The 24,142-nt window shown below is 56.1% G+C and carries 17 protein-coding genes; 4 read left to right on the plus strand and 13 right to left on the minus strand.

Features of this window, described 5'->3' with window-relative positions; translation table 11 throughout:
* Positions 1-32 precede the first annotated feature (32 nt).
* From PSH64_RS13080 to PSH64_RS13120, 9 genes are all read right to left on the minus strand, one after another.
* Entirely contained in the window at positions 33-863 is an 831-nt protein-coding gene (locus PSH64_RS13080; RefSeq protein WP_105341861.1) for a carbohydrate ABC transporter permease, read from the minus strand.
* A 10-nt stretch (positions 864-873) separates the two neighbouring features.
* Positions 874-1,803, minus strand: coding sequence for a carbohydrate ABC transporter permease (locus PSH64_RS13085; RefSeq protein ID WP_105341859.1), 930 nt, complete (start codon positions 1,801-1,803; stop codon positions 874-876).
* A gap of 147 nt (positions 1,804-1,950) precedes the next feature.
* Positions 1,951-3,261: a sugar ABC transporter substrate-binding protein gene (locus tag PSH64_RS13090; protein WP_305480884.1), complete on the minus strand. Its 1,311-nt coding sequence runs from the start codon at positions 3,259-3,261 to the stop codon at positions 1,951-1,953.
* Positions 3,262-3,550: 289 nt separating this feature from the next.
* Positions 3,551-4,456, minus strand: coding sequence for an AraC family transcriptional regulator (locus PSH64_RS13095; RefSeq protein WP_105341854.1), 906 nt, complete (start codon positions 4,454-4,456; stop codon positions 3,551-3,553).
* An 81-nt stretch (positions 4,457-4,537) separates the two neighbouring features.
* A complete protein-coding gene (locus PSH64_RS13100; protein WP_305480885.1) occupies positions 4,538-5,425 on the minus strand; it encodes a phospholipase in 888 nt (295 codons plus the stop codon).
* Positions 5,426-5,614: 189 nt separating this feature from the next.
* Entirely contained in the window at positions 5,615-6,481 is an 867-nt protein-coding gene (locus PSH64_RS13105) for a phospholipase (RefSeq protein WP_305480886.1), read from the minus strand.
* A gap of 149 nt (positions 6,482-6,630) precedes the next feature.
* The gene (locus PSH64_RS13110) at positions 6,631-7,926 is read right to left on the minus strand and encodes a glycosyltransferase (protein WP_305480887.1); all 1,296 of its coding nucleotides are present in this window, start codon (positions 7,924-7,926) and stop codon (positions 6,631-6,633) included.
* A gap of 147 nt (positions 7,927-8,073) precedes the next feature.
* The gene (locus PSH64_RS13115) at positions 8,074-11,868 is read right to left on the minus strand and encodes a hypothetical protein (protein WP_305480888.1); all 3,795 of its coding nucleotides are present in this window, start codon (positions 11,866-11,868) and stop codon (positions 8,074-8,076) included.
* 208 nt (positions 11,869-12,076) lie between these two features.
* Entirely contained in the window at positions 12,077-12,436 is a 360-nt protein-coding gene (locus tag PSH64_RS13120; RefSeq protein ID WP_105341843.1) for a response regulator, read from the minus strand.
* A gap of 258 nt (positions 12,437-12,694) precedes the next feature.
* On the opposite strand from PSH64_RS13120, the gene PSH64_RS13125 reads away from it, so the two are divergent.
* From PSH64_RS13125 to PSH64_RS13140, 4 genes are all read left to right on the plus strand, one after another.
* Complete coding sequence (locus PSH64_RS13125; protein WP_305480889.1) at positions 12,695-16,165, plus strand: response regulator; 3,471 nt, start codon at positions 12,695-12,697, stop codon at positions 16,163-16,165.
* Complete coding sequence (locus PSH64_RS13130; protein WP_105341841.1) at positions 16,165-16,977, plus strand: protein-glutamate O-methyltransferase CheR; 813 nt, start codon at positions 16,165-16,167, stop codon at positions 16,975-16,977. The genes PSH64_RS13125 and PSH64_RS13130 overlap by 1 nt, the downstream gene beginning before the upstream one ends.
* A gap of 78 nt (positions 16,978-17,055) precedes the next feature.
* Positions 17,056-18,270, plus strand: coding sequence for a hybrid sensor histidine kinase/response regulator (locus PSH64_RS13135; RefSeq protein WP_305480890.1), 1,215 nt, complete (start codon positions 17,056-17,058; stop codon positions 18,268-18,270).
* A gap of 44 nt (positions 18,271-18,314) precedes the next feature.
* Positions 18,315-18,692 (plus strand): response regulator, encoded by a 378-nt coding sequence (locus PSH64_RS13140; RefSeq protein ID WP_038983388.1) that lies wholly within the window; start codon positions 18,315-18,317, stop codon positions 18,690-18,692.
* 29 nt (positions 18,693-18,721) lie between these two features.
* Here the strand turns inward: PSH64_RS13140 and PSH64_RS13145 are convergent, their stop codons facing one another.
* The 4 genes from PSH64_RS13145 to PSH64_RS13160 form a co-directional block, all read right to left on the minus strand.
* Positions 18,722-20,392: an ATP-binding protein gene (locus tag PSH64_RS13145; protein ID WP_305480891.1), complete on the minus strand. Its 1,671-nt coding sequence runs from the start codon at positions 20,390-20,392 to the stop codon at positions 18,722-18,724.
* A complete protein-coding gene (locus tag PSH64_RS13150) occupies positions 20,389-21,891 on the minus strand; it encodes an ATPase domain-containing protein (protein ID WP_305480892.1) in 1,503 nt (500 codons plus the stop codon). Before PSH64_RS13150 ends, PSH64_RS13145 begins: the two co-directional genes overlap by 4 nt.
* Positions 21,892-22,031: 140 nt before the next feature.
* Entirely contained in the window at positions 22,032-23,087 is a 1,056-nt protein-coding gene (locus tag PSH64_RS13155) for a lipopolysaccharide assembly protein LapB (RefSeq protein ID WP_305480893.1), read from the minus strand.
* A gap of 76 nt (positions 23,088-23,163) precedes the next feature.
* A complete protein-coding gene (locus PSH64_RS13160) occupies positions 23,164-24,063 on the minus strand; it encodes a bestrophin family protein (RefSeq protein WP_305480894.1) in 900 nt (299 codons plus the stop codon).
* Between the last annotated feature and the right edge of the window lie 79 nt (positions 24,064-24,142).

A 24,142-nucleotide genomic window follows, 5' to 3' on the forward strand; every position in this document is an offset into this window, starting at 1 on the left:
GATGGCGCTCCTTTATGTTTATTCTTTGAGGGCTATTTCACGGCGCCAAACGACAGGCCGCGGACCAGCTGTTTCTGGCTGATCCAGCCGAAGATCAGGATCGGCGCGCAAGCCAGGGTCGACACCGCCGACAACTTGGCCCAGAACAAACCTTCGGGGCTTGAATAAGAGGCGATCAACGCGGTCAGTGGCGCGGCTTTGGACGAGGTCAGGTTCAGCGACCAGAACGCCTCGTTCCAGCACAGGATCAGCGACAGCAACACCGTGGAAGCCAGGCCGCCCTTGGCGATCGGCAGCAGCACCCGGACCATTTCCTGCCACAGGGTGGCACCGTCCAGGCGTGCCGCTTCGAGGATGTCCTTGGGGATGTCTTTGAAGTAGGTGTAAACCATCCAGACCACGATCGGCAGGTTGATCAGCGTGTAGATCACGATCAGCGCGATTCGCGTATCCAGCAGGCCAAAGCTCTTGGCCAACAGGTAGATCGGCATCAGCACGCCTACTGGCGGCAGCATCTTGGTGGAGAGCATCCACAGCAGCGTGCCTTTGGTGCGCTGGGTTTCGTAGAACGCCATGGAGTAGGCCGCCGGCACCGCAATCAGCAGGCACAATGCCGTGGCGCTGAAGGAAATCACCACCGAGTTCCAGGCGAAGCTGAAGTAATCGCTACGCTCGTTGATGTGCAGGTAGTTCTCCAGCGTCGGCATGAAGATGAACTGCGGCGGCGTGGCGAACGCGTCGATTTCGGTCTTGAAACTGGTCAGCACCATCCAGAAGATCGGGAAGAAAATCACGATCGCGATGGCCCAGGCCAGGGTACCGAGCAGCAGGCTTTGCAGACGACGGGATTGTTGAAGAGTCATGGCGCGGGCCTCAGGCTTTGTCTGTCAGGTTTTTGCCGATCATGCGCACCAGCACGATGGCCGCGATGTTGGCAATCACCACCGCGATCAAACCACCGGCGGAGGCCATGCCGACGTCGAACTGCACCAGCGCCTGGTTGTAGATCAAGTAGGCGAGGTTGGTCGAGGCGTAGCCGGGGCCGCCGTTGGTGGTGGTGAAGATTTCGGCGAACACCGACAGCAGGAAGATGGTTTCGATCATCACCACCACCGCGATCGGCCGGGCCAGGTGCGGCAGGGTCAGGTGCCAGAAGATGGCAATCGGGCCGGCACCGTCCAGGCGCGCGGCTTCTTTCTGTTCCTGGTCGAGGGACTGCATGGCGGTCATCAGGATCAGGATCGCGAAGGGCAGCCATTGCCAGGACACAATGATGATGATCGACAGCAGCGGGTAGTGCGCCAGCCAGTCCACCGGCTGCGCGCCGAACAGCTTCCAGATGGAGGCGAGAATCCCCGAGACCGGATGAAAGATCAGGTTCTTCCAGATCAGCGCACCGACGGTGGGCATGATGAAGAACGGCGAGATCAACATCACCCGCACGATGCCGCGACCGAGAAACTCACTGGCCTCCAGCAATGCGCTGATCAACACACCGAACACCACGCTGACCAGCAACACACTGCCCACCAGCAACAGGGTGTTGGTAGCGCCGGGCAGGAAACCCGAATCGCTCAGGAAATAGCTGAAGTTCTCCAGCCCCACGAATTCGTTTTCACCGGGGTAGAGCAGGTTGTAGCGGATCATCGAAAAGTAAACGGTCATGCCCAGCGGCACGATCATCCACAGCAGCAGCAACGCCACCGAGGGGCTGACCAGAAACCAGCCGGGGTTGCTCAACCGGCTTTTACGCACCGGCTGGGGGATGTCCATGTGAGCTTTGACAGTGGTTGAAGTATTCATGGCGATCAGAACCGATTGGGAACAGACAAATGAAGATCAAATGTGGGAGCGGGCTTGCTCGCGAAGGGGCCAGTACATCCGATACATCTTCGGCGGTTGGAGAACCGCTTTCGCGAGCAAGCCCGCTCCCACATAGGGGGCGCGGGGTTATTTGGGATAACCGGCGCGCTTCATCTCACGTTCGGTGGTTGACTGGGCGGCGGTCAGGGCCTGGTCGACCGTGGTCTGGCCGATCAACGCGGCCGAGAACAGCTTGCCGACCTGGGTGCCTACGGCCTGGAATTCAGGAATCGTCACCAACTGGATGCCGATGTAGGGCACGGGCTTGAGGGACGGTTTGCTCGGGTCCGCGGCTTTCAGCGATTCCAGCGTCACCTTGGCGAACGGCGCGGCGTTCATATAGGCCTCGGTGTAGGTCGAGGCGCGTGTGCCTGGCGGTACGTTGGCGATGCCGTCCTTTTCCGCGACCAGAGCACCGTATTCCCTGGATGTGGCCCAGGCGCTGAAGGTTTTCGCCGCTTCCTTGGCCTTGGAACTGGTCGGGATGGCCAGCGCCCAGGAATACAGCCAGGCCGAACCTTTGTCGGTGACCTGATGCGGTGCGTAAGTAAAGCCGACGTGGTCGCTGACCTTGCTTTGGGTTTTGTCGGTCACGAACGAGCCGGCCACACTGGCATCGACCCAGATCGCGCACTTGCCGCTGTTGAACAGCGCCAGGTTTTCGTTGAAGCCGTTGCTCGATGCGCCAGGCGGGCCGGACTTCTTCATGGTGTCGACATAGAAGTTCAGCGCATTTTTCCACTCAGGACCGGTGAATTCCGGCTGCCATTTCTCATCGAACCAGCGAGCGCCATAGGCGTTGGCGACAGTGGTGATCAGCGCCATGTTTTCGCCCCAGCCAGCCTTGCCGCGCAGGCAGATGCCGTACTGTTCTTTATCTTTATGGGTGAGTTTGCTGGCGAATTCGCCGATCTGTTCCCAGGTCGGGCGTTCCGGCATGGTCAGCCCGGCTTCCTTGAACAGGTCGGTGCGGTAATAGGTGATGGAGCTTTCAGCGTAGAACGGCAGGGCATAGAGAGAGCCCTTGACCGAAAGACCTTCACGCACCGAAGGGAAAACGTCGTCGAGGGCGTAGTTGGCCGGCAAGTCCTTCATCGGTTCCAGCCAACCCTTGGCGCCCCAGAGTGCAGCTTCGTACATGCCGATGGTCAACACATCGAACTGTCCGCCCTGGGTTGCGATGTCGGTGGTCAGGCGTTGGCGCAGGACGTTTTCTTCAAGCACCACCCAATTGAGTTTGATGTCCGGATGCTCGGCCTCGAAGGTTTTCGAGAGCTTTTGCATGCGGATCATGTCGCTGTTGTTGACGGTGGCGATGGTCAAGGTCTGAGCGCCGAGGCTGACGCTGCTGAGGGTCATGCAGGTGAGGGCAAGCAGAGCTTTTACAGAAGGTTGCATCGTGCACTCCTTTTCTGCACCCGGAGGGTTACAGAAGGACAGTTATTGTTTTTGTGTCTTCCAGCGCAGGGAAGAATGTGTACCGATTACAGCCTTCAATTGATGGGCTGACAAATCATCCATCGCACTGTGATCGATACTTTTTTGCACTGGGCTTTGGCGGGGGAGATACAAGGACAGGCTTTGCAGAGGCGAGCGGTCATTGAATTTGTACAGGTTTCATCGGCCTCTTCGCGGGCAAACCTCGCTCCTGCAGAAGCGAGGCTTGCCCGCGAAGGCGATCTAAAATTCAGCCGAGGTTTTGCTCAGTCAACCTCTGCACCGCCAGCCGCCGATAACGCGACGGCGTCATGCCCTTGAGCTGTTGAAAGCGCCGATTGAAGTTGGAAATATTGTTGAAGCCCGATTCGAAACACACATCGGTCACCGTTTTGTCGCCATCGGCCAGCAGCTCGCAGGATTTGCTGATGCGCAGGCGATTGACGAACTCGATGAAGCAGCGGCCGGTGGCCTGTTTGAACACTCGGCTGAAGTAGGTCGGTTTGAGGCCCAAATGCTCGGCCACCTCTTCCAGCGGCAAATCCCGGGCGTAATGGGCAAAGATGTAATCCACTGCGCGGTTGGTACGGTCGATATTGTGTTCATCGGCCAATTGCGGTGTCGTGGCACCGGACAGCAACTGGTAGTCATCGGACGCCGCCAGCAACTCCAGCAGAATGAAAAAATGCCCGAGCCGGGTCATGCCTCGGGTGTCGGCGATGCGCTGCATCAAGGTCATGGCCTGGCGGATGGTGCGCTTGCAGCGAAACTCGATGCCGTACTGCGCGCGCTCCAGCAAGGGAACAATTGTCTTGAGTTCGGCGAACACCTGATGGCCGCTTTCGAACAGTTCATCAGTGAAATTGACCAGCATGTCGCGCTCGGGCACCACTTCGTCTTCGGCCACCTGGCTGATCCAGTTGTGGGGCAGGTTGGGGCCGGTCAGAAACAACGTTTCCGGGTAGAAGTTACCGATGTAGTCACCGATGAACACCTTGCCGGAGCTGGCGACGATCAGGTGCAGTTCGTATTCCTTGTGGAAATGCCAGCGCACCAGGGGGCAGGGGAATCCGTGCTGGCGATAGATGATGGACAACCCGTTGTGGTCGTCCATCAGTTCGTAGGAAGGATCGGTGACTCTGGCTGTTCGGGTCATGTCAGGGCGCTTTTTATTGTCATTGCACCCTGATCATGCCTCTTTCCGAGCAGGTAATGCCAGCGTGCAGCACTCCGGGCGTCAAGCCGGCTCCCGATCATGCAAGGCATGGCCGTAAACGGCTTTCATGCTGGTGGCCGTCCAGCAATAACGAACGATCTCTGACTCATCGAAAAAGTCGGTATTGATGATGCTGCAGCGCGTGACCCAGTCCCGGGTGGGATTGAACCAGTCATTGATGTGGTTTTTGATGTCTTGAGGCCCTCCCAGAAACGCATAGCTGGTGGCCGATAACGACCATAAAAATGTTTCGTAAGGCGCATCTTTGAGTGTGTTGGAAATATGGGTTTTCAAATCCTCGGTGTCGGTAAACCGCCGGTTGATCCACTTGTGTGCAATGGGCGGCCAGAAATAATTCTCATCCAGTTCCCGCCGTGTGGGCGCCGCTAATATCACCCGGCGGCGAGCACTGATCCGTTTGAGTTCGCCGATCGTTTTTGTGGCGTTGTCGGGCGGTATTACTCGTTGTCCGAGTTGGCTGACCAGAAGCTCATTGAGTTTCTGATAGTCAAAGCGTTTGTTACCGTCCCCTAGCTGATGAAAGTCTAAAACCACAAATTCATCCGGATTACGGTCCAGGAAAGATGAAACTGCGCTGATGAGTTCATCGAGAACTCGATGTGACTGATATCCATTGTGATGGAAATAGAAAATCGGCTGATCAGCCCCCTCGGTGTAGCCCAGGCGGATATCGAATGCCCGTGCGCCATTGGACAGTTGCCATGCAAATGAACCGTTTTGACACGTCGTCCAGTTGCCGACGACCACCTCATAATTAGGCGCCTGTTTATCCATGCCGGCGTTATGGGCGCCGGGCCAGATAACATCAGTCAGTTTTATACGATCGATGTCGAGGGCATTACTCATCCACTTTTGTTTATCCAGCGTGATTACTGCGTTATGGGTCATGACAGTTCCTTGTCGTAGACTCGTCCCCTCCATGGAGGGGACGAGGTCCATGTTTCGGGTGTGGCTGCGTGCCATACCTCTATTGCTCGCCTGCGTAGAAAGGCTTTCATGACCCAGCATAGAAGTGCGCGACAGCATTGCCAGTCACGGAAATACTTGCACAAGAAATAACCCTTTAATGGCACAGCGCTAGTTGGCGCGCTTGGCCGCTTTACTCAGGTTCGCGGTCAGGCAATATGAAACGATGTTGCTTTCTTCAATGAAGTCGACGTTGATAATGTTGCACCGTGTTGCCCAGTCGCTTTTATTCGGGTCAAACCACGAATTAAGCTCATCGTGAATATCTACCGGACCACCGAGAGCGCTATAACTGGTCGCGGACAGGGACCATGGTGCCCATGTACCTGGCGGGAATTTCAGCACTTTTATAATGTGCTGCTCCAACTCGGAGGCACTGGTGAGGCCGTTGCCAGACCATTTGTGCTCGATTTGCTGAATGAACACGTTCTTGTCCATTGCCCAGTGCCAAGGCGCAGCAACCACAACGCGTTGGCTGTCGCTGAGACGTTTGAGTTGGCCGATGCTCAACGAGTGATTTTGGGTGGGGATCAAGCGGTATCCAAGGAAATGGACCATCATCTTATTGAAGTAAGCGTAATCAAAGGTATCCCCATTCAACTCATGAAAGTCCAGGATGATGAATTCATTGGGGTTTTCTTGCAGAAATATTTCTACATCTTTGACAAGGTGCCCAAACGTGCGGCCGTTACGGTAGCCGTTGTGATGAATGCAGAACTTGCCGAGCCCCGGCGCACTGGCGTCATACGTCAAACGGATGTCAAGCACTCGGGAACCGTGGCGCAGTTGCGAGTAAAACGATTCGTGCTGACACGCCAGCCAATGGGCGCCCGGGATCAGCGGCCAGGACGACTTCCAGTCGCTGCCGGCGTTATGGGTGCCTGGTAGTGTCAATTCGGCGAGCGACAAAGTATCAATCGCCGGTGTGGCGCCCATCCAGTTTCTAAATGCGTAGTTGTTCTGAACAATGTTGTCCATTTAATGCTTCCTTGCATAGTTTGATAGGTCTTATCGGTTGGCCGAAGTGAGTGGCTGTTACTCACTTCGGTCAATGATTTATAAAGGGGAAGAGCGGGGCAATCAATCGTTGTGATAATGCAAAATATGTGTATTTGGTTGTGCGTAACTTAGGCAGGGTTTCGGTTTTTCGCCTCAATCCATTGTGCCATGTATTGCGTACTTTTATGGTGGTGATGGCGCAACATGCTACCGGTAAAGTTATCGCGTCTAAGTTGAGGCAAGTGCTGTTGGCAGTGCAACAACTTCTTGATCAATGCCGGGCCATGTTCCGACGTTTTATATCGATCGGCCAGCAACCTCTGCCCGTGGGATTGGGCCTGCGCCCAAAGCGCTTCATCCTTGTACAGCCGCACCGCACAGTCAGCCACTTCCCGTGCCGTACGGGCCACGGCCCCAGGCCAGGGATGATTGCCATGCATGGCTTCGGCGCCGATGGGCGTCGTCACCGTGGGGGTGCCACATAACATGGCGTCGACAATCTTGCCTTTGATACCGGCACCGAAGCGTAGAGGCGCCAGGCAAATGCGTGCCGCCGACATCACTTGCAACGCATCTTCTGCCCAGTTCATGACATGAAAACCCTGGGCCGGGTTGTGCAGCGCGGTGGCTTTGGGGGGCGTGTAAGCGCCATAGATATGCAACTGGGCCGTGGGCAGTTGCTCGCGGATCAATGGCCAGATGGCCGTTTTCATCCAGAGCACCGCATCCCAGTTCGGTGCATGTCGAAAATTGCCGATGCTGAGAAAGTGCGCCCGATCTTCAAAGGCTGTCGGCGGCACGCTCGGCGGTTCAACCATCAGCGGACACCAATGCAGCAAGTTGCGCGGCAGCTTGAACTGCTCGACCAGCAATTCGATTTCCACTTCAGAGATCATCAGGTTCAAGTCGCAACGGTACAGCGCAGCAATCTCCCGTTTGGCGAGATCGGTATCAGCCATCAGTTCGAACTCTTCGCGCAACGCCGGCGCGAACAGGTCGCTGAAATCATTATTGTCGTCACTGGCCTTCAAGCGATCCTTGAGGCGCTGATGCCGGGCGTGCCGCAAGCTTTGCAGATCCGATGTCTCAAGGACACGCAGGGCATCGGGACAGTATTTTTCGACCCGCCAGCCAAACTGCTCCTCCATCATGAACTGATCGAACAGCACTATGTCCGGAGCAAGTTCACTGACGAAGTCGTCGAAACTGCTGTTGTTCAATTCAATCGGAATTTCACGAATGCCCAACGCCGTCAGATCAGCCCGATGTTCACCGGTGCCGGCCGGGCTACTGAAGGTGACGTCCCAGCCTTGCTGCAAGAATGTCTCAAGGATTTGCATGACGTGCCCACCGGCCGCTGAAGAACGGGGCTCGGGCCAGACGTAACCAATGACCAGGACTTTGGTTGCGTTGGGCTGACTCATGACAGTGTTCCTTGGTGTAGGCGAAGGGGACGAAGAAAAAGGCCGCAATTAAACCACAGGAACAGGTTCCAGCGAGATTGCGGCCGTTTGCTCGAATCCTATGGGATCATAGGATTCATTTTCACAGACGTTTCAGTCCCCGAGCATTTAGTCGAATGAAGACAGATTCACAATTACCGCTTCTTTGATGTACTTATCCTTGGCAACAGCGTTGTACTTGTTCTTCATCTGGACGAGATTGTCGAGAAAGCGGGGGTAATTGGCTGACCGCTGATTCAATAATGCGACTGCCAGTGCATAAGAATCAGCATTCAGCAGTGCAGGTGACTCAGCGACGATCCTGGGCAAGCTGCCTTTTATTTTCTCGAATTTAGAAAAGCCTTGTTCGACGACCTCCGACATTCCGGCCGTGCTCAGTCCCTTCGGTTTTTTGGCCAGGTTCATTAACTGGGTCACATCAATATGGCCGCTCAGACCATTTTTTGGGTCTATATCGGCATACATCAGATCCAGCGTGCGCTGTGAACCGTGAGACATTTCATGCACAATACCGTCGGCCACCCGTCCTGTGTCAAACTTTGTGGCTTGAAAGTACTGAGTCATCTCATCAGAGTTTATCGACAGGAATTTGCTATTGAATGTATCAGGCTGATAATTGCTGGCTTTCCAAGCTTCGAAGCGATCAGTGTACATTGAGGCCAACGAACGTTCGCCGGGAAACGTTTCAAGAATCACGTTGTTGAGAGTTACATGCTTGATGTCTTTTTTCATCGTGCTTAGCGCCTCGGCAAGATGCTCGAAAGTTGCAGCGGAATCATTGCCAAAGACATACTTGATAAGCGAATTGACTTCAAAGTCGCCGCGGGTCGTCAGAAGTTGCTGCAGCGCAGTGTCAATTTTTGTTTGGGCAATCGGAAGGCTTTTCTTTACATAAGAAAAGACGAAGCTGTCTGGCATCAACCTCCGAAGGAAGTGTGATTTAAAACTTAGTTTGAAGTCGATAAGTTTCTTCCCCCACGGTTGCCCAACCCGGTTCAGGGCGTACCAGTTATCCTGCATGCGGACCGCCGACACGACGAAAGAATCTCCAGAGCTACCCAGCGGACGCCAGATTCCTTGTCCGATATCAGTTCGTTGCGCCGCTTTGATCAAGTCATAAGCGTCAGCGCTGCCGGTCAGTCTTCGAAGTTGATGGGTTGCATTTTCCAAAGAGTTCAAGCCAGCCCGACTGATACCCGATACACCTTTCTTTAAATACTTTCCGACGCCCAGGATCAGCTCTGGCGTACCGTCCAGCGGGTTGAACACAGAATGGAGAAACCCTAGGCCCAACTTGGCTAGCGCTCTGGCCTTCGAGGCCGTGGAAACCGCCTTTGCCGCGACGCTAACGGCTTTTGCAGCGACGCCAACGACCAGCAAAACGGTCATCGCAAGTTCAAGCGTGCAGGACAGCGTACTGCCCCTGTTACGGTCCGGATCGTCGGAGAAGAAGTCTTCGATGCAGGATTTAAAAGGCACAATAATATTAATGAATGTCTCGAATTGTTGTTCTTCTTTTAAGTACCTTTGCTCCAGCGCTGTCCGGCCCCGTGCATCTTCTATCAATTCGGCGTACGTCCAGAGGGGGCGATGCTTCAAAATGAAATTTGTCAGGGTGCTGAATTCTTCGCTTTGATAGCTCTCATAATAGCCAGGCTTAACAGTGCGTCTTGTTTTTACCGATGCGTTCAATGATCCCAGTTTTTCAATGACCCCATGACTGGACTGTGTATTGCCTGGTGGAACTCCATGGGTATAGCTCTCTATATCAGTTGGCAAATTGTGGATTTTTGCAGCTTTGCTCAAACTGTTGATGTGGTCGGTAAAGTCCAGTCTCGCAGGTTGTGCCAGCAGTCCTTCTTTTTGCACAAGTGCTGCCAGTTGCGGGTTCTCCCTGCATTCACCGTGCAAGGTGAACAGTTCATAACAATACAGCCGGCCTTCATATCTCGAGCACATCACGACGCCATAGCGACCCGTGGCTTCATCTTTGGCTTTCTGTTTTTCCTGAGGAAACAAATCGGGAGGCTGGATGATGGCAACCGAGGGGCGGATAGTGAAGAAAGTGACTTCACCGCACAGCAAACGAACTCGGTCAGTCGGTGGTAACGCCGACAAAGCCAGATTGACAATACTGGCCATCGCTTTTTCCAATGGCGCATAAGCCTGGTCAAAACGACGTTTGAAAATCCCCTCTGTAGAGACCAGATTAGGCACAAGGTGCGGAAATTTCTGGTAGATACCAGGGCTTTTTTTCAAGTCCCAGTTCAGTGTCCCCAGATGGTTGGACATGTTGAGCTCTACCATGGACATGGCTAACGGCTCGAAATTGTTGAACTCGTGCCAACCCCGTTGTTTCTCGAACAGTATTTTTTCGTCGATGAAATCGCAGTCCGGCACGATCTGCTCAAGTATCTCCCGGGAAATCGCTTTTCGACTGGGCAGCGGGGCCGATAACGTGGCGACTGCTTGCGAATAGACATCCGCAAAGGTCTGATAAGCCTCAATGGCACGATCACCAGAACCTTTATAGTCACTGATCACTTGCTCAAGAGTAATCACGTTGTTCAACAGCGCCCAGTCAATAATCGGGTCGACTGACAGCACGCTGTGCAGAATTTCCAGCTGCTTGTTGACTGGCTCAATCGCTTCAAGTTGCATGACGTTTGCAAAGGTCATGGAAAGCACGGAACCGCAAGCGTTGGCTTCTGCTATGGCAACACCCCGACAGAACGTAATCCATTCGGGGGTGCCCAGTCGCAATGATTCGGGCAGATCTCTTACCAGAAATTCGGGTGCCCTGCCTGCCAGCAACAAGTAGGCGGCGAGAGTACTGGTGTTAGAAGGAATGTCATGCTCATTCTCAAGATGCCGTTCCAGTTCAGTGAAAACCTCTGGAACCGATTTTTCTATGTTTTCAGGCGCATAAAGGTTGTAACCCGCGATGTGATTTCGACGCTCGTCGCCTCCCGCGTCCGGGTAAATGTCGAGAATAATTGCAGTCATGAGCGCCTGTTCGAGGTTCAACTCAGAGACAGATTCACCTGATTTGGATCCGTACCAGTCAAGCGCTTTTAAATAATTTTCGGACCAGCTTTTGAAATAGGGGTGTATACCCAATTCGTGCAGCAGTTCGCGGCAATTCAATCGGTTTGCTGTTTTCGAACGGTTTCCCAATACAATGCTACACAGGTCCACCAGCAGCTTTCCGCGTCCCCCGATGTGTTGAGCGGTCAAGGTACGAATTGTTTGCCTGTCATCCGCCGATAACACCAAAGCCTTGTCCTCACTGCCTGTGATGGCTTCCCAGTAGTTACCCAATGCCGGGGAAGGGTGGTAGTCAAACTCCAGATGCTTGATCAGATTTTTAATGCGTTTTACATCTTCGGGCAGTTCGTATTCGTGGAAGGTGATCCATTGAGCAACACCCAGTTGATTGTCGAAGAACACCACTCTGTCGATGGTTGCTGCAATATCAGCGATTGCAACCAGATCATCATTGAGGTCCGGATCAAGTTTTGTTTTTGCGGTCAATCGTATTTCGCGGCCATTATGGGACGCGATGATGTGTCCGGCATCGACAACATAGAACGAAGCATCGGGATGAACGGCATAGTAGGCGAGCACTTCTTTAAAGGCGGGCTTGTCGATCATGTTCCGCAACATGACAGCGCCGGGGCGCAGTGCCTGTTCGAACGAAGAACCTTCGGTCACTGTAATGAATAACTCTTCCCAGTCTATCTGCTCATTGTTTTCTTTTCCGGAAATAGCCTTTTTAAGCTGTGCGATAATTTTGCCTCGCTCGATTTTATCGCCCTCAATACCTTGTTTAAGTCGAGGGGTAATGTCTTGAGGGCTTGATGGTTGCAAATTATAATTCGCAGCTGTGTGCCGTTGATTCATTAGTAGTTCCTTCTACGGGTTGTTGCTTAAAGGTGCGGGGATCCTCTTTTAGTTTAAGTTATTGAGCAACTGGCATTGTATTAGTGCCTGTTTCAGGTGTGGTTGTAAGTTGTTATGGGTGCTGAATGTTCCGTTGCGGAACAACTAAGAAGCACACCGCTCTTTTCAGGAGCAGGTGCTCGGTGCGAATTAAGCGTTTAGGTGTTCGTTATGCAAGCATGCCCTTGACCTTATCCCGCAGCTGATCAATCGAGAACGGCTTGCCGATCACATGCATGTCATCAGGCACCTCGATGCTTTCGGCATAACCGCTGGCGAACAGAATCGGCAACTCGGGGCGCAGCATGCGTGCCTGTTTCGCCAATTCCCGACCGTCCATGACCGGCAGTCCCACATCCGTCATCAGCAAGTCGATGTGCTGGTCCTCATCGTTGATGAATTCCAGCGCCTCTTCACAGCCATCGGCCTCAAGCACCCGGAATTCCAGTTCCTCCAGCACATCGACAATCAGCGTGCGTACGATGGCATCGTCTTCGACGACTAGTATGGTGGAGGGGGTGGTGGACATAGTGGGGGCACTCAAAGGTTGAATTGCGGTTACGTCGATCGAAATCGCCGGGCTCTTGCATCAGTAAGTGACGGATCACGGCAAGTTCCCGACGCGCTACAAAAAACAATAGCCGCACAAGAGCCGCAGAGAGTAACCGCTCCTTTGTCCCAGAGCAGCTAAATGCGGTTTTTTGCCGCAAAAGATGTCAGAAAAATGGATCGGCTCGGCCGTTTTGCGGCAGACTCGATGGTTTTCAACAGTCCGACAAGGCTTCCCATGACCTCTGCGTCCTCGGTTGATGAACAACGATTTCGTAAGCTCCTGAGCCGCAACGTCAGTCTGCCGTTGGGTGTCGGCGTTATCAGCGCGGTGTTCTTCGTGTCGCTGATCACCTATCTGCTGTCGGTGATCCAATGGGTTCAGCACGCTGACCGGGTGATCAATAATGCCAATGAAGCGATAAAGCTGACCGTCGATCTGGAAACCGGAATGCGCGGCTTCCTGCTCAGTGGCGACGAGCATTTCCTTGAGCCTTATGAGACGGCCAAGCCAAGAATAACGGTCGCTCTCAACACCTTGCTCGAACTGACCGCCGACAACCCGGTGCAGACCGACCGCCTGCACCGACTCCAGGCCCTGCAGACGGAATGGACCCATTACGCGCAATCGATGATCGATTTGCAGCGTGCAAACGGTGATTACCTCAGTGCAATCAAGGCCGGGCGGGGCAAGCGACTGACCGATGAGATCCGCAAGCAATTCGAAGACGCGATCGACATGGAGCAGCAGCTGCGTGCCACGCGCAACGAAGAGGTGCGGCGCACCACGATCTGGAGCATCGCCCTTTATCTGCTGTTCGTGGCCGGCATCAGTGGGTTGCTGGCCTACATTGGCCGCCGTGATCTGCTCAACCTTTCCCAGAGCTACAGCGCCAACCTCGCCGCGCAACAGGCCAGTGCCCAGCGCCTGGAACAGCAAGCCTGGTTGCGCAACGGCCAGACCGAACTGGCCGAGCAAGTCTTGGGGCAGCTATCTCTCAATCTGTTGGGGCGCAGCATTCTGCAGTTCTGCGCGCACTATCTGGGCTCTGCCGTGGCGGCGATTTATGTTCGCGAGGAGCATGGTGGCCTGAAACGCATCGCATCTTACGGCTTCTCCCGAGAACAGGAGGCGCTTGAACAGCAGATTCACAGTGGCGAAGGGATTGTCGGTCAGGTGGCGCAACAGGCGCGCCTGATCCGTCTCGATCTGGTTCCGGGCGATTACTTCAAGGTCAGCTCCGGCCTTGGCGAGGGCCTGCCCCAAAGCGTACTGGTGGTGCCGACCAGCGACGATGATCGAGTCAATGGGGTGATCGAACTGGGTTTCCTGCGGCCGCTGACAGATCGTGACGTCGAGTTGCTGGAGTTGATCGCCGGCAACATCGGCACCTCGATCGAGGCTGCTCGCTATCGCCAGCGTTTGCAGGAAGTTTTGGCCCAAACCCAGCAACTCAACGAAGAGCTGCAGGTTCAGCAAGAAGAACTCAAGACCGCCAACGAAGAACTGGAAGAGCAGTCGCGGATTCTCAAGCAGTCTCAGGCTCACCTGGAAGCCCAGCAAGTCGAGCTGGAGCAAACCAACGAGCAACTCGCCGAACAGCGAGATGCCATGGACCTGAAGAACACCCAGCTGAATCAGGCCCAGGTTGAGCTCGAGGCGCGTGCTGAAGAATTGCAGCGCTCCAGCAAATACAAGTCCGAATTCCTCGCGAACATGTCCCATGAACTGCGCACGCCGCTGAACAGTTCGTTGATTCTGGCGAAACTGTTGGCGGAAAACCCGCAGGAAAACCTCAGCGCCGAGCAGGTCAGGTTTGCCGAGTCGATCTATTGCGCCGGTAATGACTTGCTCAACCTGATCAACGACATTCTCGACATTTCCAAGGTGGAAGCCGGCAAACTTGAGGTGCGCCCGGAGAACACCAGCGTTGCGCGTCTGGTGGAGGGCCTGCAGGGGATGTTCCAGCCGTTGGCCACGGACAAGCAACTGGATTTTGAAGTCGAAGTGCGGGCTGACGCGCCACAGACGTTATTCACCGACCGCCAGCGTCTGGAGCAAGTGATCAAGAACCTGCTGTCCAACGCGGTGAAGTTCACCGAAAAGGGCACGGTCAGCCTGATCGTCGCGGCTCAGCCAGCCGAGGGCATTGCCTTTATCGTCCGTGATTCCGGGATCGGCATCGCGCCGGATCAACAGGAAAGCATTTTCGAAGCCTTCCGTCAGGTCGATGGCGCCACCAACCGTCGTTACGGCGGCACTGGCCTGGGTCTGTCGATTTCCCGTGATCTGGCCACCTTGCTGGGCGGCTCCATCAGCCTGACCAGCACGCCGGGGCAGGGCAGTGTGTTCACCCTGGTCTTGCCGCAGCAGTACGTCGAACCGGGCGATACTCCCGTCGAGACGATGAAAGCCACGCCGGTTGCCATGCCCAAAGCCGCAGTCGCAGCCCCAGCTGTGCCGCTGATGGCCGAAGTCGAGATTCCGCGTTTCGACGATGATCGCAATAAGGCGCCATTCGCCACCCGCAGCATCCTGGTGGTGGAAGATGAGCCGAACTTTGCGCAGATTCTCTACGATCTGGCGCATGAACTGGGTTATCAGTGCCTGGTGGCCCACGGTGCCGACGAAGGCTATGAGTTGGCCAGGCAATTCACGCCTGATGCGATTCTTTTGGACATGCGCCTGCCGGATCATTCCGGGCTCACGGTATTGCAGCGTCTTAAGGAGCACGCCGAAACCCGGCACATTCCCGTGCATGTGATTTCTGTCGAAGACCGCGTTGAGGCGGCGATGCACATGGGCGCCATCGGTTATGCGCTCAAGCCGACCACGCGCGAGGAACTCAAGGATGTGTTTGCCCGCCTCGAAGCCAAGCTGACCCAGAAGGTCAAACGCATATTGCTGGTCGAAGACGACGATGTGCAGCGCGACAGCATTGCCCGACTGATCGGCGACGAAGACATCGAGATCACGGCCGTCGGGCTGGCGCAGGATGCGCTCGACCTGCTGCGCACCACGATATTCGACTGCATGATCATCGACCTGAAGCTGCCGGACATGCTCGGCAACGACTTGCTCAAGCGCATGTCCCGCGAGGATATCTGCTCGTTTCCACCGGTGATCGTCTACACCGGACGCAACCTGACCCGGGATGAAGAGGCCGAGCTGCGCAAATATTCGCGCTCGATCATCATCAAGGGCGCGCGTTCGCCCGAGCGTTTGCTGGATGAAGTGACACTCTTCCTGCACAAGGTCGAATCCCGTCTGTCCGATGAACGCCAGACCATGCTCAAGACCGCCCGTAGCCGTGACAAGATCTTCGAGGGGCGTAAAGTGCTGCTGGTGGACGACGATGTTCGTAACATTTTCGCCCTGACCAGTGCGCTGGAGCAGAAGGGCGCCGTCGTGGTGATTGGCCGTAACGGTCGTGAAGCGATCGAGCGATTGAATGAAGTCGAGGACATCGACCTGGTGCTGATGGACGTGATGATGCCGGAAATGGATGGTTTTGAAGTCACCCTCGAAATCCGTAAAGACCCGCGCTGGCGCAAGCTGCCGATCATTGCGGTGACGGCCAAGGCGATGAAGGACGATCAGGAGCGCTGCTTGCAGGCCGGTTCCAACGACTATCTGGCCAAGCCCATCGACCTGGATCGCCTGTTTTCGTTGATTCGAGTGTGGTTGCCGAAGATGGAACGGATCTAGTGGAGCGCAGCGAAATCGAATTGAGGTTGCTGATCGAAGCGATCTACCTCAAATACAGCTACGATTTTCGCGATTACTCCGGCGCGTCGATCAAGCGTCGGGTCAACCATGCATTGAGCCAATTCGAGTGCAATACCATCTCGGCGCTGCAAGAGAAGGTGCTGCACGACCCGACGGCATTCATGCAACTGCTGCAGCTGCTGACGATCCCGGTCAGCGAAATGTTTCGCGACCCTTCACACTTCCTGGCGCTGCGTCAGGAAGTGGTGCCACTGCTCAAGACCTATCCGTCGATCAAGGTCTGGATTGCCGGTTGCAGCACCGGTGAAGAGGTCTATTCGATGGCGATTCTGTTGCGCGAAGAAGGCCTGCTGGAGCGCACCATCATCTATGCCACCGATATCAATCCGCGCTCGCTGGATAAAGCCAGGCAAGGGATTTTCTCCCTGCAGAATGTTCGGGCCTACACTCACAATTACCAGCAGGCCGGTGGTCAGCGTTCGTTTGCTGATTACTACACGGCAGCCTATGACTACGCCATTTTCGACAAGAGCCTGTGCGACAACGTGACCTTCGCCGATCACAGCCTGGCTACCGACAGCGTATTCTCGGAAACACAATTAATTTCGTGTCGTAATGTATTGATTTACTTTAATAAAAATCTTCAGGATCGAACGTTCGGCTTGTTTCATGAATCCCTGTGTCATCGGGGCTTTCTGGCGCTGGGCAGTAAGGAAACCCTGGATTTTTCGGCCTACGGCAATCAGTTCGAACCGTTGGTCAAGCAAGAACGGATCTACCGAAAATCATGAACAGTGCAGGTTTTCCGTGTACAGGAGCTATCGTCATCGGTGCTTCGGCCGTCTGCTTGTCGAACTGGAACGTATCGCATGCCAAGTAATATCCAGGCCAAATTACTGATCGTCGACGACCTGCCGGAGAATCTTCTGGCGCTTGAGGCGCTGATCAGGCGTGAAGACCGCCTCGTCTACAAGGCCTTGTCCGCCGACGAAGCCTTGTCGTTGTTGTTGCAGCACGAATTCGCCATGGCCATTCTCGATGTGCAGATGCCCGGCATGAACGGCTTCGAACTGGCCGAATTGATGCGCGGCACGGAAAAAACCAAAAACATTCCGATCGTGTTCGTCAGCGCTGCCGGCCGCGAGCTCAATTACGCGTTCAAGGGCTACGAAAGCGGGGCCGTGGACTTTCTGCACAAGCCACTGGATGTTCTGGCGGTCAAGAGCAAGGTCAATGTCTTCGTCGACCTGTATCGTCAGAGCAAGGCGATGAAGCGACAAGTCGAGGCCCTGGAGCAAAGTCGCCGGGAGCAGGAGGCCCTGTTCGAGCAGTTGCAGCACACCCGCAATGAGCTTGAGCAAGCGGTGCGCATGCGCGATGACTTCATGTCCATCGTCGCGCACGAAGTCCGTACGCCGCTCAATGGCCTGATCCTCGAAACCCAGTTGCGCAAAATGCACCTGGCCCGGGATAACGCCGCGGCGTTCACCCTCGATAAGATGCACGCCATGGTCGACCGCGATGAGCGGCAGATCAAAAGCCTGATCCGCCTGATTGAAGACATGCTGGATGTCTCGCGCATCCGCACCGGCAAGCTGTCGATTCGCCCCAGTCGGTTTGACCTGGTGCAACTGGTACGCAATCTTTTGCAAAACTTTGCACCGCAGGTCGAGGCGGCAGAGTCCTCGGTCACCCTGACCGCCGACCAGTCCGTGTTGGGCAGTTGGGACGAGTTCCGTATCGAGCAAGTGATTTCCAACCTGCTGACCAATGCCTTGCGCTATGGCGCCAAGAGCCCGATCGACGTACGCGTGTACAATCATGCCGGGCAAGCGCGGGTTGAGGTTCAGGATCGTGGTATCGGGATCAGTGATGAGAATCAGCAGCGCATTTTTCAGCAGTTCGAGCGAGTTTCCGCCAGGGCGGTTGTGGCGGGGCTGGGCCTGGGGCTGTTTATTTCGGAGCAGATTGTCGCCGCCCATGGTGGCTCCATCACCGTCGAGAGCCGGATTGGCGAAGGCGCCTTATTTCGCGTTTGTCTGCCGCTGCAGGAAAACAGCCAAATGAACGCAACCTCTGAGTGACCATACGGTCGTATCAGCAGCTATTGACCGAACAAAGGTTTTCCATGAGTGAAGATGCACAAGACGTGGTATTGATCGTCGAGGATGACCCTTCGATCCTGATGGTGTTGTCAGCTTATTTGTCTGGTGAAGGTTACCGGGTGCTGCAAGCCGAAAACGGCGAGCAGGCCTTTGAAATTCTGGCGAGTAAACCGCACCTGGACATGATGATCACCGACTTCCGCCTGCCTGGCGGGATTTCCGGTGTGCAGATTGCCGAGCCTGCAGTGAAATTGCGACCGGAGCTCAAGGTGATCTTCATCAGTGGTTACCCGCAGGAGATCCGCGAGACCGACAGCCCGATCACCCGCAAAGCACCGATCCTGGCCAAGCCATTCGATCTGGATGTGTTGCAACAGATCATGCAGGACATGCTGTCCTGAAGCTGTGGCAGCTCCTATGCAAGAGTGCTTCAGATTCTGATCATTTCCCGCACCTTCGCCGTCAGCAGGTCGAACGTGAACGGCTTGGTGATCATCTGCATGCCGGGGTCAAGAAAACCACCGCGCACGGCAGCGTGTTCGGCATACCCGGTGATGAACAACACTTTGAGGTCGGGCCGGTATTGGCGGCCGATTTCCGCCAATTGTCGGCCGTTCATCCCGGGCAATCCCACATCGCTGATCAACAGGTCGATACGCTGCCCGGAATCGAGAATCGGCAGCGCGCTGTCGGCATCGCCCGCTTCAACGAAGGCGTAGCCCAATTCACTCAATACGGCGCTGACCAGGACTCGTACCGCGGGATCGTCCTCGACGATCAGCACGGTTTCGCCTTCCCGGGCGTAAGGCGCGTGTTGCAGATCGACTTGTGTGTCTTGAACGAGCTCACCCTGAAAACGCGGTAAAAACAGACTGACCGTGGTGCCTTTTCCGACTTCACTGTGGATGGTGACGTGTCCGCCGGACTGTTTGCTGAAACCGTAAATCATTGATAACCCCAGGCCCGTGCCCTGGCCGATGGGTTTGGTGGTGAAGAACGGGTCAAAGGCCCGGTTGATGGTGCTTTCCGGCATGCCGTAACCGGTATCGGTGACGCTCAGGACGATGTAATCACCGGGTTGGAGATTGTTATGGGCTTGGGTGTATTGCGCATCCAGATGCTGGTTGGAGGTTTTGACCAGCAGTTTTCCGCCGTCGGGCATGGCATCCCGGGCATTGAGTACCAGGTTGAGCAGGGCGCTTTCGAGTTGGTTGGGGTCCGCCTCGGCCACCCACAGCTGGTCGTCCAGTTGCATTTCCAGGTGAATGCTTTCGTTGATGCTGCGCTGTAACAGTTCATCCATGGATGCCACCAGGACGTTCATCTCCACGGGTTTTGAATCCAGCGACTGGCGTCGGGAGAACGCCAGCAGTCGGTGAGTCAGGCCCGCCGCGCGGTTGGCGGACGTCACCCCCAGGTCGATCAGGCTGTCCAGGTCCTCGGTGCGCCCTCGGGCCAGGCGTCGACGCAGCAGCTCCAGGCTGCCGATGATGCCGGTCAGCATGTTGTTGAAGTCATGGGCAATGCCGCCGGTGAGTTGACCGACCGCTTCCATTTTCTGCGATTGTCTGAGGGCTTCTTCGTTGTGACGCAATTGTGCCGTGCGTTCTTCGACCTGTTGTTCGAGGGTTTCCAGCGTATTTTGCAGGCGCAGTTCGCTTTGGCTCAGATCAATCAGTCGGTCCCGGGCTTCATACTGCCGTCGTCGCCCGCGCAACGCGGTGGTGACCAGGCTGATCAGGGTCACCGGATGAAACGGCCGCTCGAGAAACGTTACATTGCCCAACTGGGGGCCGAGCCGCGATGCCGGGTTCTGCTCCGGGCCTCCGTGGTGGGTCAGCAGTACGATCGGCAGGTCGGACCATGCCGGTTGCTGCTCGATCAGACCGAGCAGCGGTTCCAGGTCTGCGCCCAACAAGGCCTCGGACGCAATCACCAGCAATCCGGCGCCTTGCTCAAGTTCACTGCACAACGCAACAAGATTCGGGGTGATGATCCCGTCGAACCCGGCTTCGTTGAGTATCATCAGCGCGATCTGGCTGTCGCGTCCCACCGGCGCAAGAATGATTGCGCGTTCGGACATCGCCTCGATGACGGTCACTTGGCGTCTTCCTGAAGCAACGGATTACTCGCGCCCATGTAAGTCGGCACGCCGCGCAACACACCCTGGAATGCATCCAGCGGCTCACCGATGGTGATGCCCTGGCTGCTGATGCGGTATTCGCGAATGGTCGATTCGTGGCTGCCGGTGCGTTTCTTGATGATCGAGATTGCCCGGCGAACCTTGCCCAGCGCCTCGAAGTAGCGCAACAGAATGACGGTGTCGGCCAGATAGGTAATGTCGACGGGCGCCTGCATGTCCCCGACCAGCCCATGCTGAGCGACGGTCATGAACGTCGCGGCGCCCTGACGATTGAGGTACAGCAGCAACTCGTGCATGTGCAGCACCAGCGCATTTTCCTCGGGCATCGCGGCCTGATAGCCGTTGATGCTGTCGATCACCACGGTTTTGATCTGACCCTCATCGACATAACGGCGAACCCGGTGGGAGAACTCGCCGGGGGACAATTCGGCGGCGTCCACTTGCTCGATCATCAGGTTGCCGGTGTCTTGCAATGCCTGAAGGTCGATGCCGATGTTTTTCATCCGTTCGAACAGCAGTCCCAGCTCTTCATCGAAGATGAACAGCGCGGCCTTCTCACCACGGGCCACGGCCGCAGCGGCGAAGATCATCGAGATCAGCGATTTGCCGGTCCCGGCCGGACCGAGAATCAACGTGCTGGAGCCCGTCTCGATACCGCCACCGAGCAGGGCGTCCATTTCCGTGATGCCACTGGTCAGCTGCTGGCGGGTATAACGCCCGCGGTGTTCGGCCGCGACCAGGCGCGGGAACACATGCACGCCGTCGCCCATGATGGTGAAGTCATGGAAACCTCCACGGTATTTCTGGCCGCGGTATTTCACCACGCGGATGCGCCGGCGTTCGGCACCGTAGTTGGGCGTCAGCTCTTCGAGACGAATCACTCCATGGGCCACGCTGTGCACGGTTTTGTCGAGGGATTCGGTGGTCAGGTCATCGAGCAGCAGCACCGTGGCGTCGTAGCGCACGAAGTAATGCTTGATGGCCAGAATCTGCCGGCGATAACGCAAAGAACTCTGGGCCAACAGACGGATTTCGGACAGGCTGTCGAGCACCACGCGAGTCGGCTTGACCCGTTCGACTACTTCGAAAATCTGTTTGGTAGCTTCACCCAGCTCCAGGTCCGAGGAGTACAGCAGGCTCTGCTGATGCTCGGCATTGAGCAGGCTTTCCGGCGGCGTCAACTCGAAGATGTGGATGTTCTCATCGAGCTCCCAGCCGTGAGACAACGCGCCCTGGCGCAACTCGCGCTCGGTTTCCGACAGCGTGATGTACAACGAGCGTTCGCCGGCGCGGGTGCCGGCCAACAGAAAATGCAACGCGACGGTGGTTTTGCCGGTTCCGGGTTCACCCTCCAGCAAGAACAGATGGCTGCGGGACAATCCACCGGCCAGGATGTCATCCAGACCTTCGATACCGGTGCCGGCTTTTGCGCTGATCAACTCGTTAGATGTAGTCAAAAAATGCCCTCTCATGACTAGGGGAAGCGAGGCAGCAGGCTTCAAGTGCCTGAAATGGGCTGCCTGATCACTTGACCTTTCGTCGAGTCGGCGGTTCAACCTTTTCTTGCTCTGATTTGTCGCGGCTACCGAGAGATCGTTTATAGCCCTTGCTGCAACGCCGGATCGTCGGGGTTTAGCTGTTCCAGCTGCGCCAGCAGGATCTGCACGTTCTGCAACTGCCCGCTTTCCTTCCAGTAGTTGATCAACAGTACGCGCGCCTTGCGATCGGCAGGGTGGCGCTGGACGATTTCCTGCAGCTGTTTCTGTGCGGCCTCCAGCTCCTGCTCGTCATGCAGCGTGGTGGCCAGGTCGTAGCGGTAATCCTTGTTGTCGGGCTCAAGTTCCACGGCTTTCGACAGCCCGAGCAGTGCGAACTCACTTTGCCCGTGATGCAGCAGCCAGAGCCCCAACGCATGTTGCAGGTAGGCCGAATCGGGCTGGGCCTTTAACTGCCTGGCCAACAATTGCTGGGCGGCATCGCTCTGGCCCTGTCGATCCAGCACTTCGATCTGCATCACCAAGGCCGGCAAGTTGCCGGGGGCCAGTTGCAACGTGCGCTCCAATGCCTGTTGCGCGTCCTTCAGTTCGGCGTTGTGCAAATGCAGGCGGGCCAGTTGGTACTGGGTGTCGGCACTTTCCGGCTGACGCTTGAGGACCTGTTCCCAGGCATCGATGGCTTGTTCCAATGGCCCGAAATACAACCCCAACTCATCCGGGGACAGGCCCAACAAGGCGTTGACCGCCACAAACCGGACGTTTTGGTCGCTGTCATCGAGCAAGGGCCCGAGCAACAGGCTGCGCTGTCCGTTGGGGACTAAACCGCTGATGCTCTTGATCGCCGCGATGCGTACATCCGCCGATGGATGTTGCAGGTCCGCACTCGCCAGTTTCAAAGCTTGCGGGCTGGGGTAGTTGGGCAGTTCGGCATGCAGCCAGACGCGGCGCTTGGCGGACAGGTCGGGGCGGCCTAATTGCTGGTAAAGAACCCGCGCCGCCCCCGGTTGACCCGCGCGTGCCTGGGTCAGCGCTTCGCTGTAGCCACGTCGGATCGTCTCCGGCACGACAGGCGTCGTGCTGCGTAAAAAAAACCAGGCGAGGGCGAGGGCAAGCAGTGCGCAGAGGCTGATGAGCAGATAGCGGCGGGACTGAGGCATGCAGGAATCCGGGAGCTGACAGGCTTTTGCAAAGTTGCCAGCTTCGGTCAGGCCGGGCTGTGAGTCAAACCCTTGCTCAGTTCAGCACGTAGTCGTCTGGCTCAAGGGCCGCTGGCAAGTCGGTTTGCCCCAGCGCTGCCAGCACTTCGCGTTCCAGTGTGCGCAAAATCGCATTGCACGGCAGATCGTTCTCATCGAAGCCGAACGGGTCTTCCAGGTCGTCACCGATTTCGTCGAGGCCGAAAAAGGTGTAACTGACAATGGCGGTGATCACCGGAGTCAACCAGCCAAGGGGTTCGGCCATGGCAAACGGCAGCAGAATGCAGAACAGATAAATGGTGCGGTGCAGCAACAGGGTGTAGGGGAAGGGCAGTGGCGTGCTTTTGATGCGTTCGCAACTGGCCTGGACCTGACTGAGACTGACCAGTCGCGTTTCCAGTTGGGTATAACGCCACTCGCTGATCTGACCGCGTTCGGCGAGGGCCGAGCACCGGATGCCGATCCGCTGCAAAACCGCGTCAGTGATATTCGGGTGCGCTGCGTCCGGGGCGTCCTGCGTCCACGGTGTGATGGCGTTCACCTCGTTTTCAAAACGCAGGCGGGCGATCAGGCCATGGGCGAAACCGCAGAGTTCACGCAGCACAAGCTCACGTTCGGCCGCCGTCATCAGCCCCTGGGTTTGGCGAATCAACGAGCGGACTTCGATGATCAACTGCCCCAGATGCTTGCGGCCCTCCCACCAGCGGTCGTAGCAAGCGTTGTTACGAAAGCTCATGAAGATCGACAACGACAGACCCAGCAGGGTGAACGGCGTGGCGTTGACCCTGGAGAAATACGCCGGGTGCCAGGTCTCCACCAGCACGATCACCGACGCCAGCAGGGTCACCAACAAACTGCGCAAGGCAATGCGTTTGGCAATCGAGCCTTTAAGAGAGAACAGCATGCCGAGCAGATTCGGTTTGGGACGCACAATCATGGGCAGGGCTTTATCCAGGGAGGAAATTTTCGCGGCGTTGTCAGCCTAAGGGCTGGGGCGAATCCAGTCCAATCGCTAT

The organism is Pseudomonas sp. FP1742 (assembly GCF_030687145.1).
Lineage (GTDB): Bacteria > Pseudomonadota > Gammaproteobacteria > Pseudomonadales > Pseudomonadaceae > Aquipseudomonas > Aquipseudomonas frederiksbergensis_D.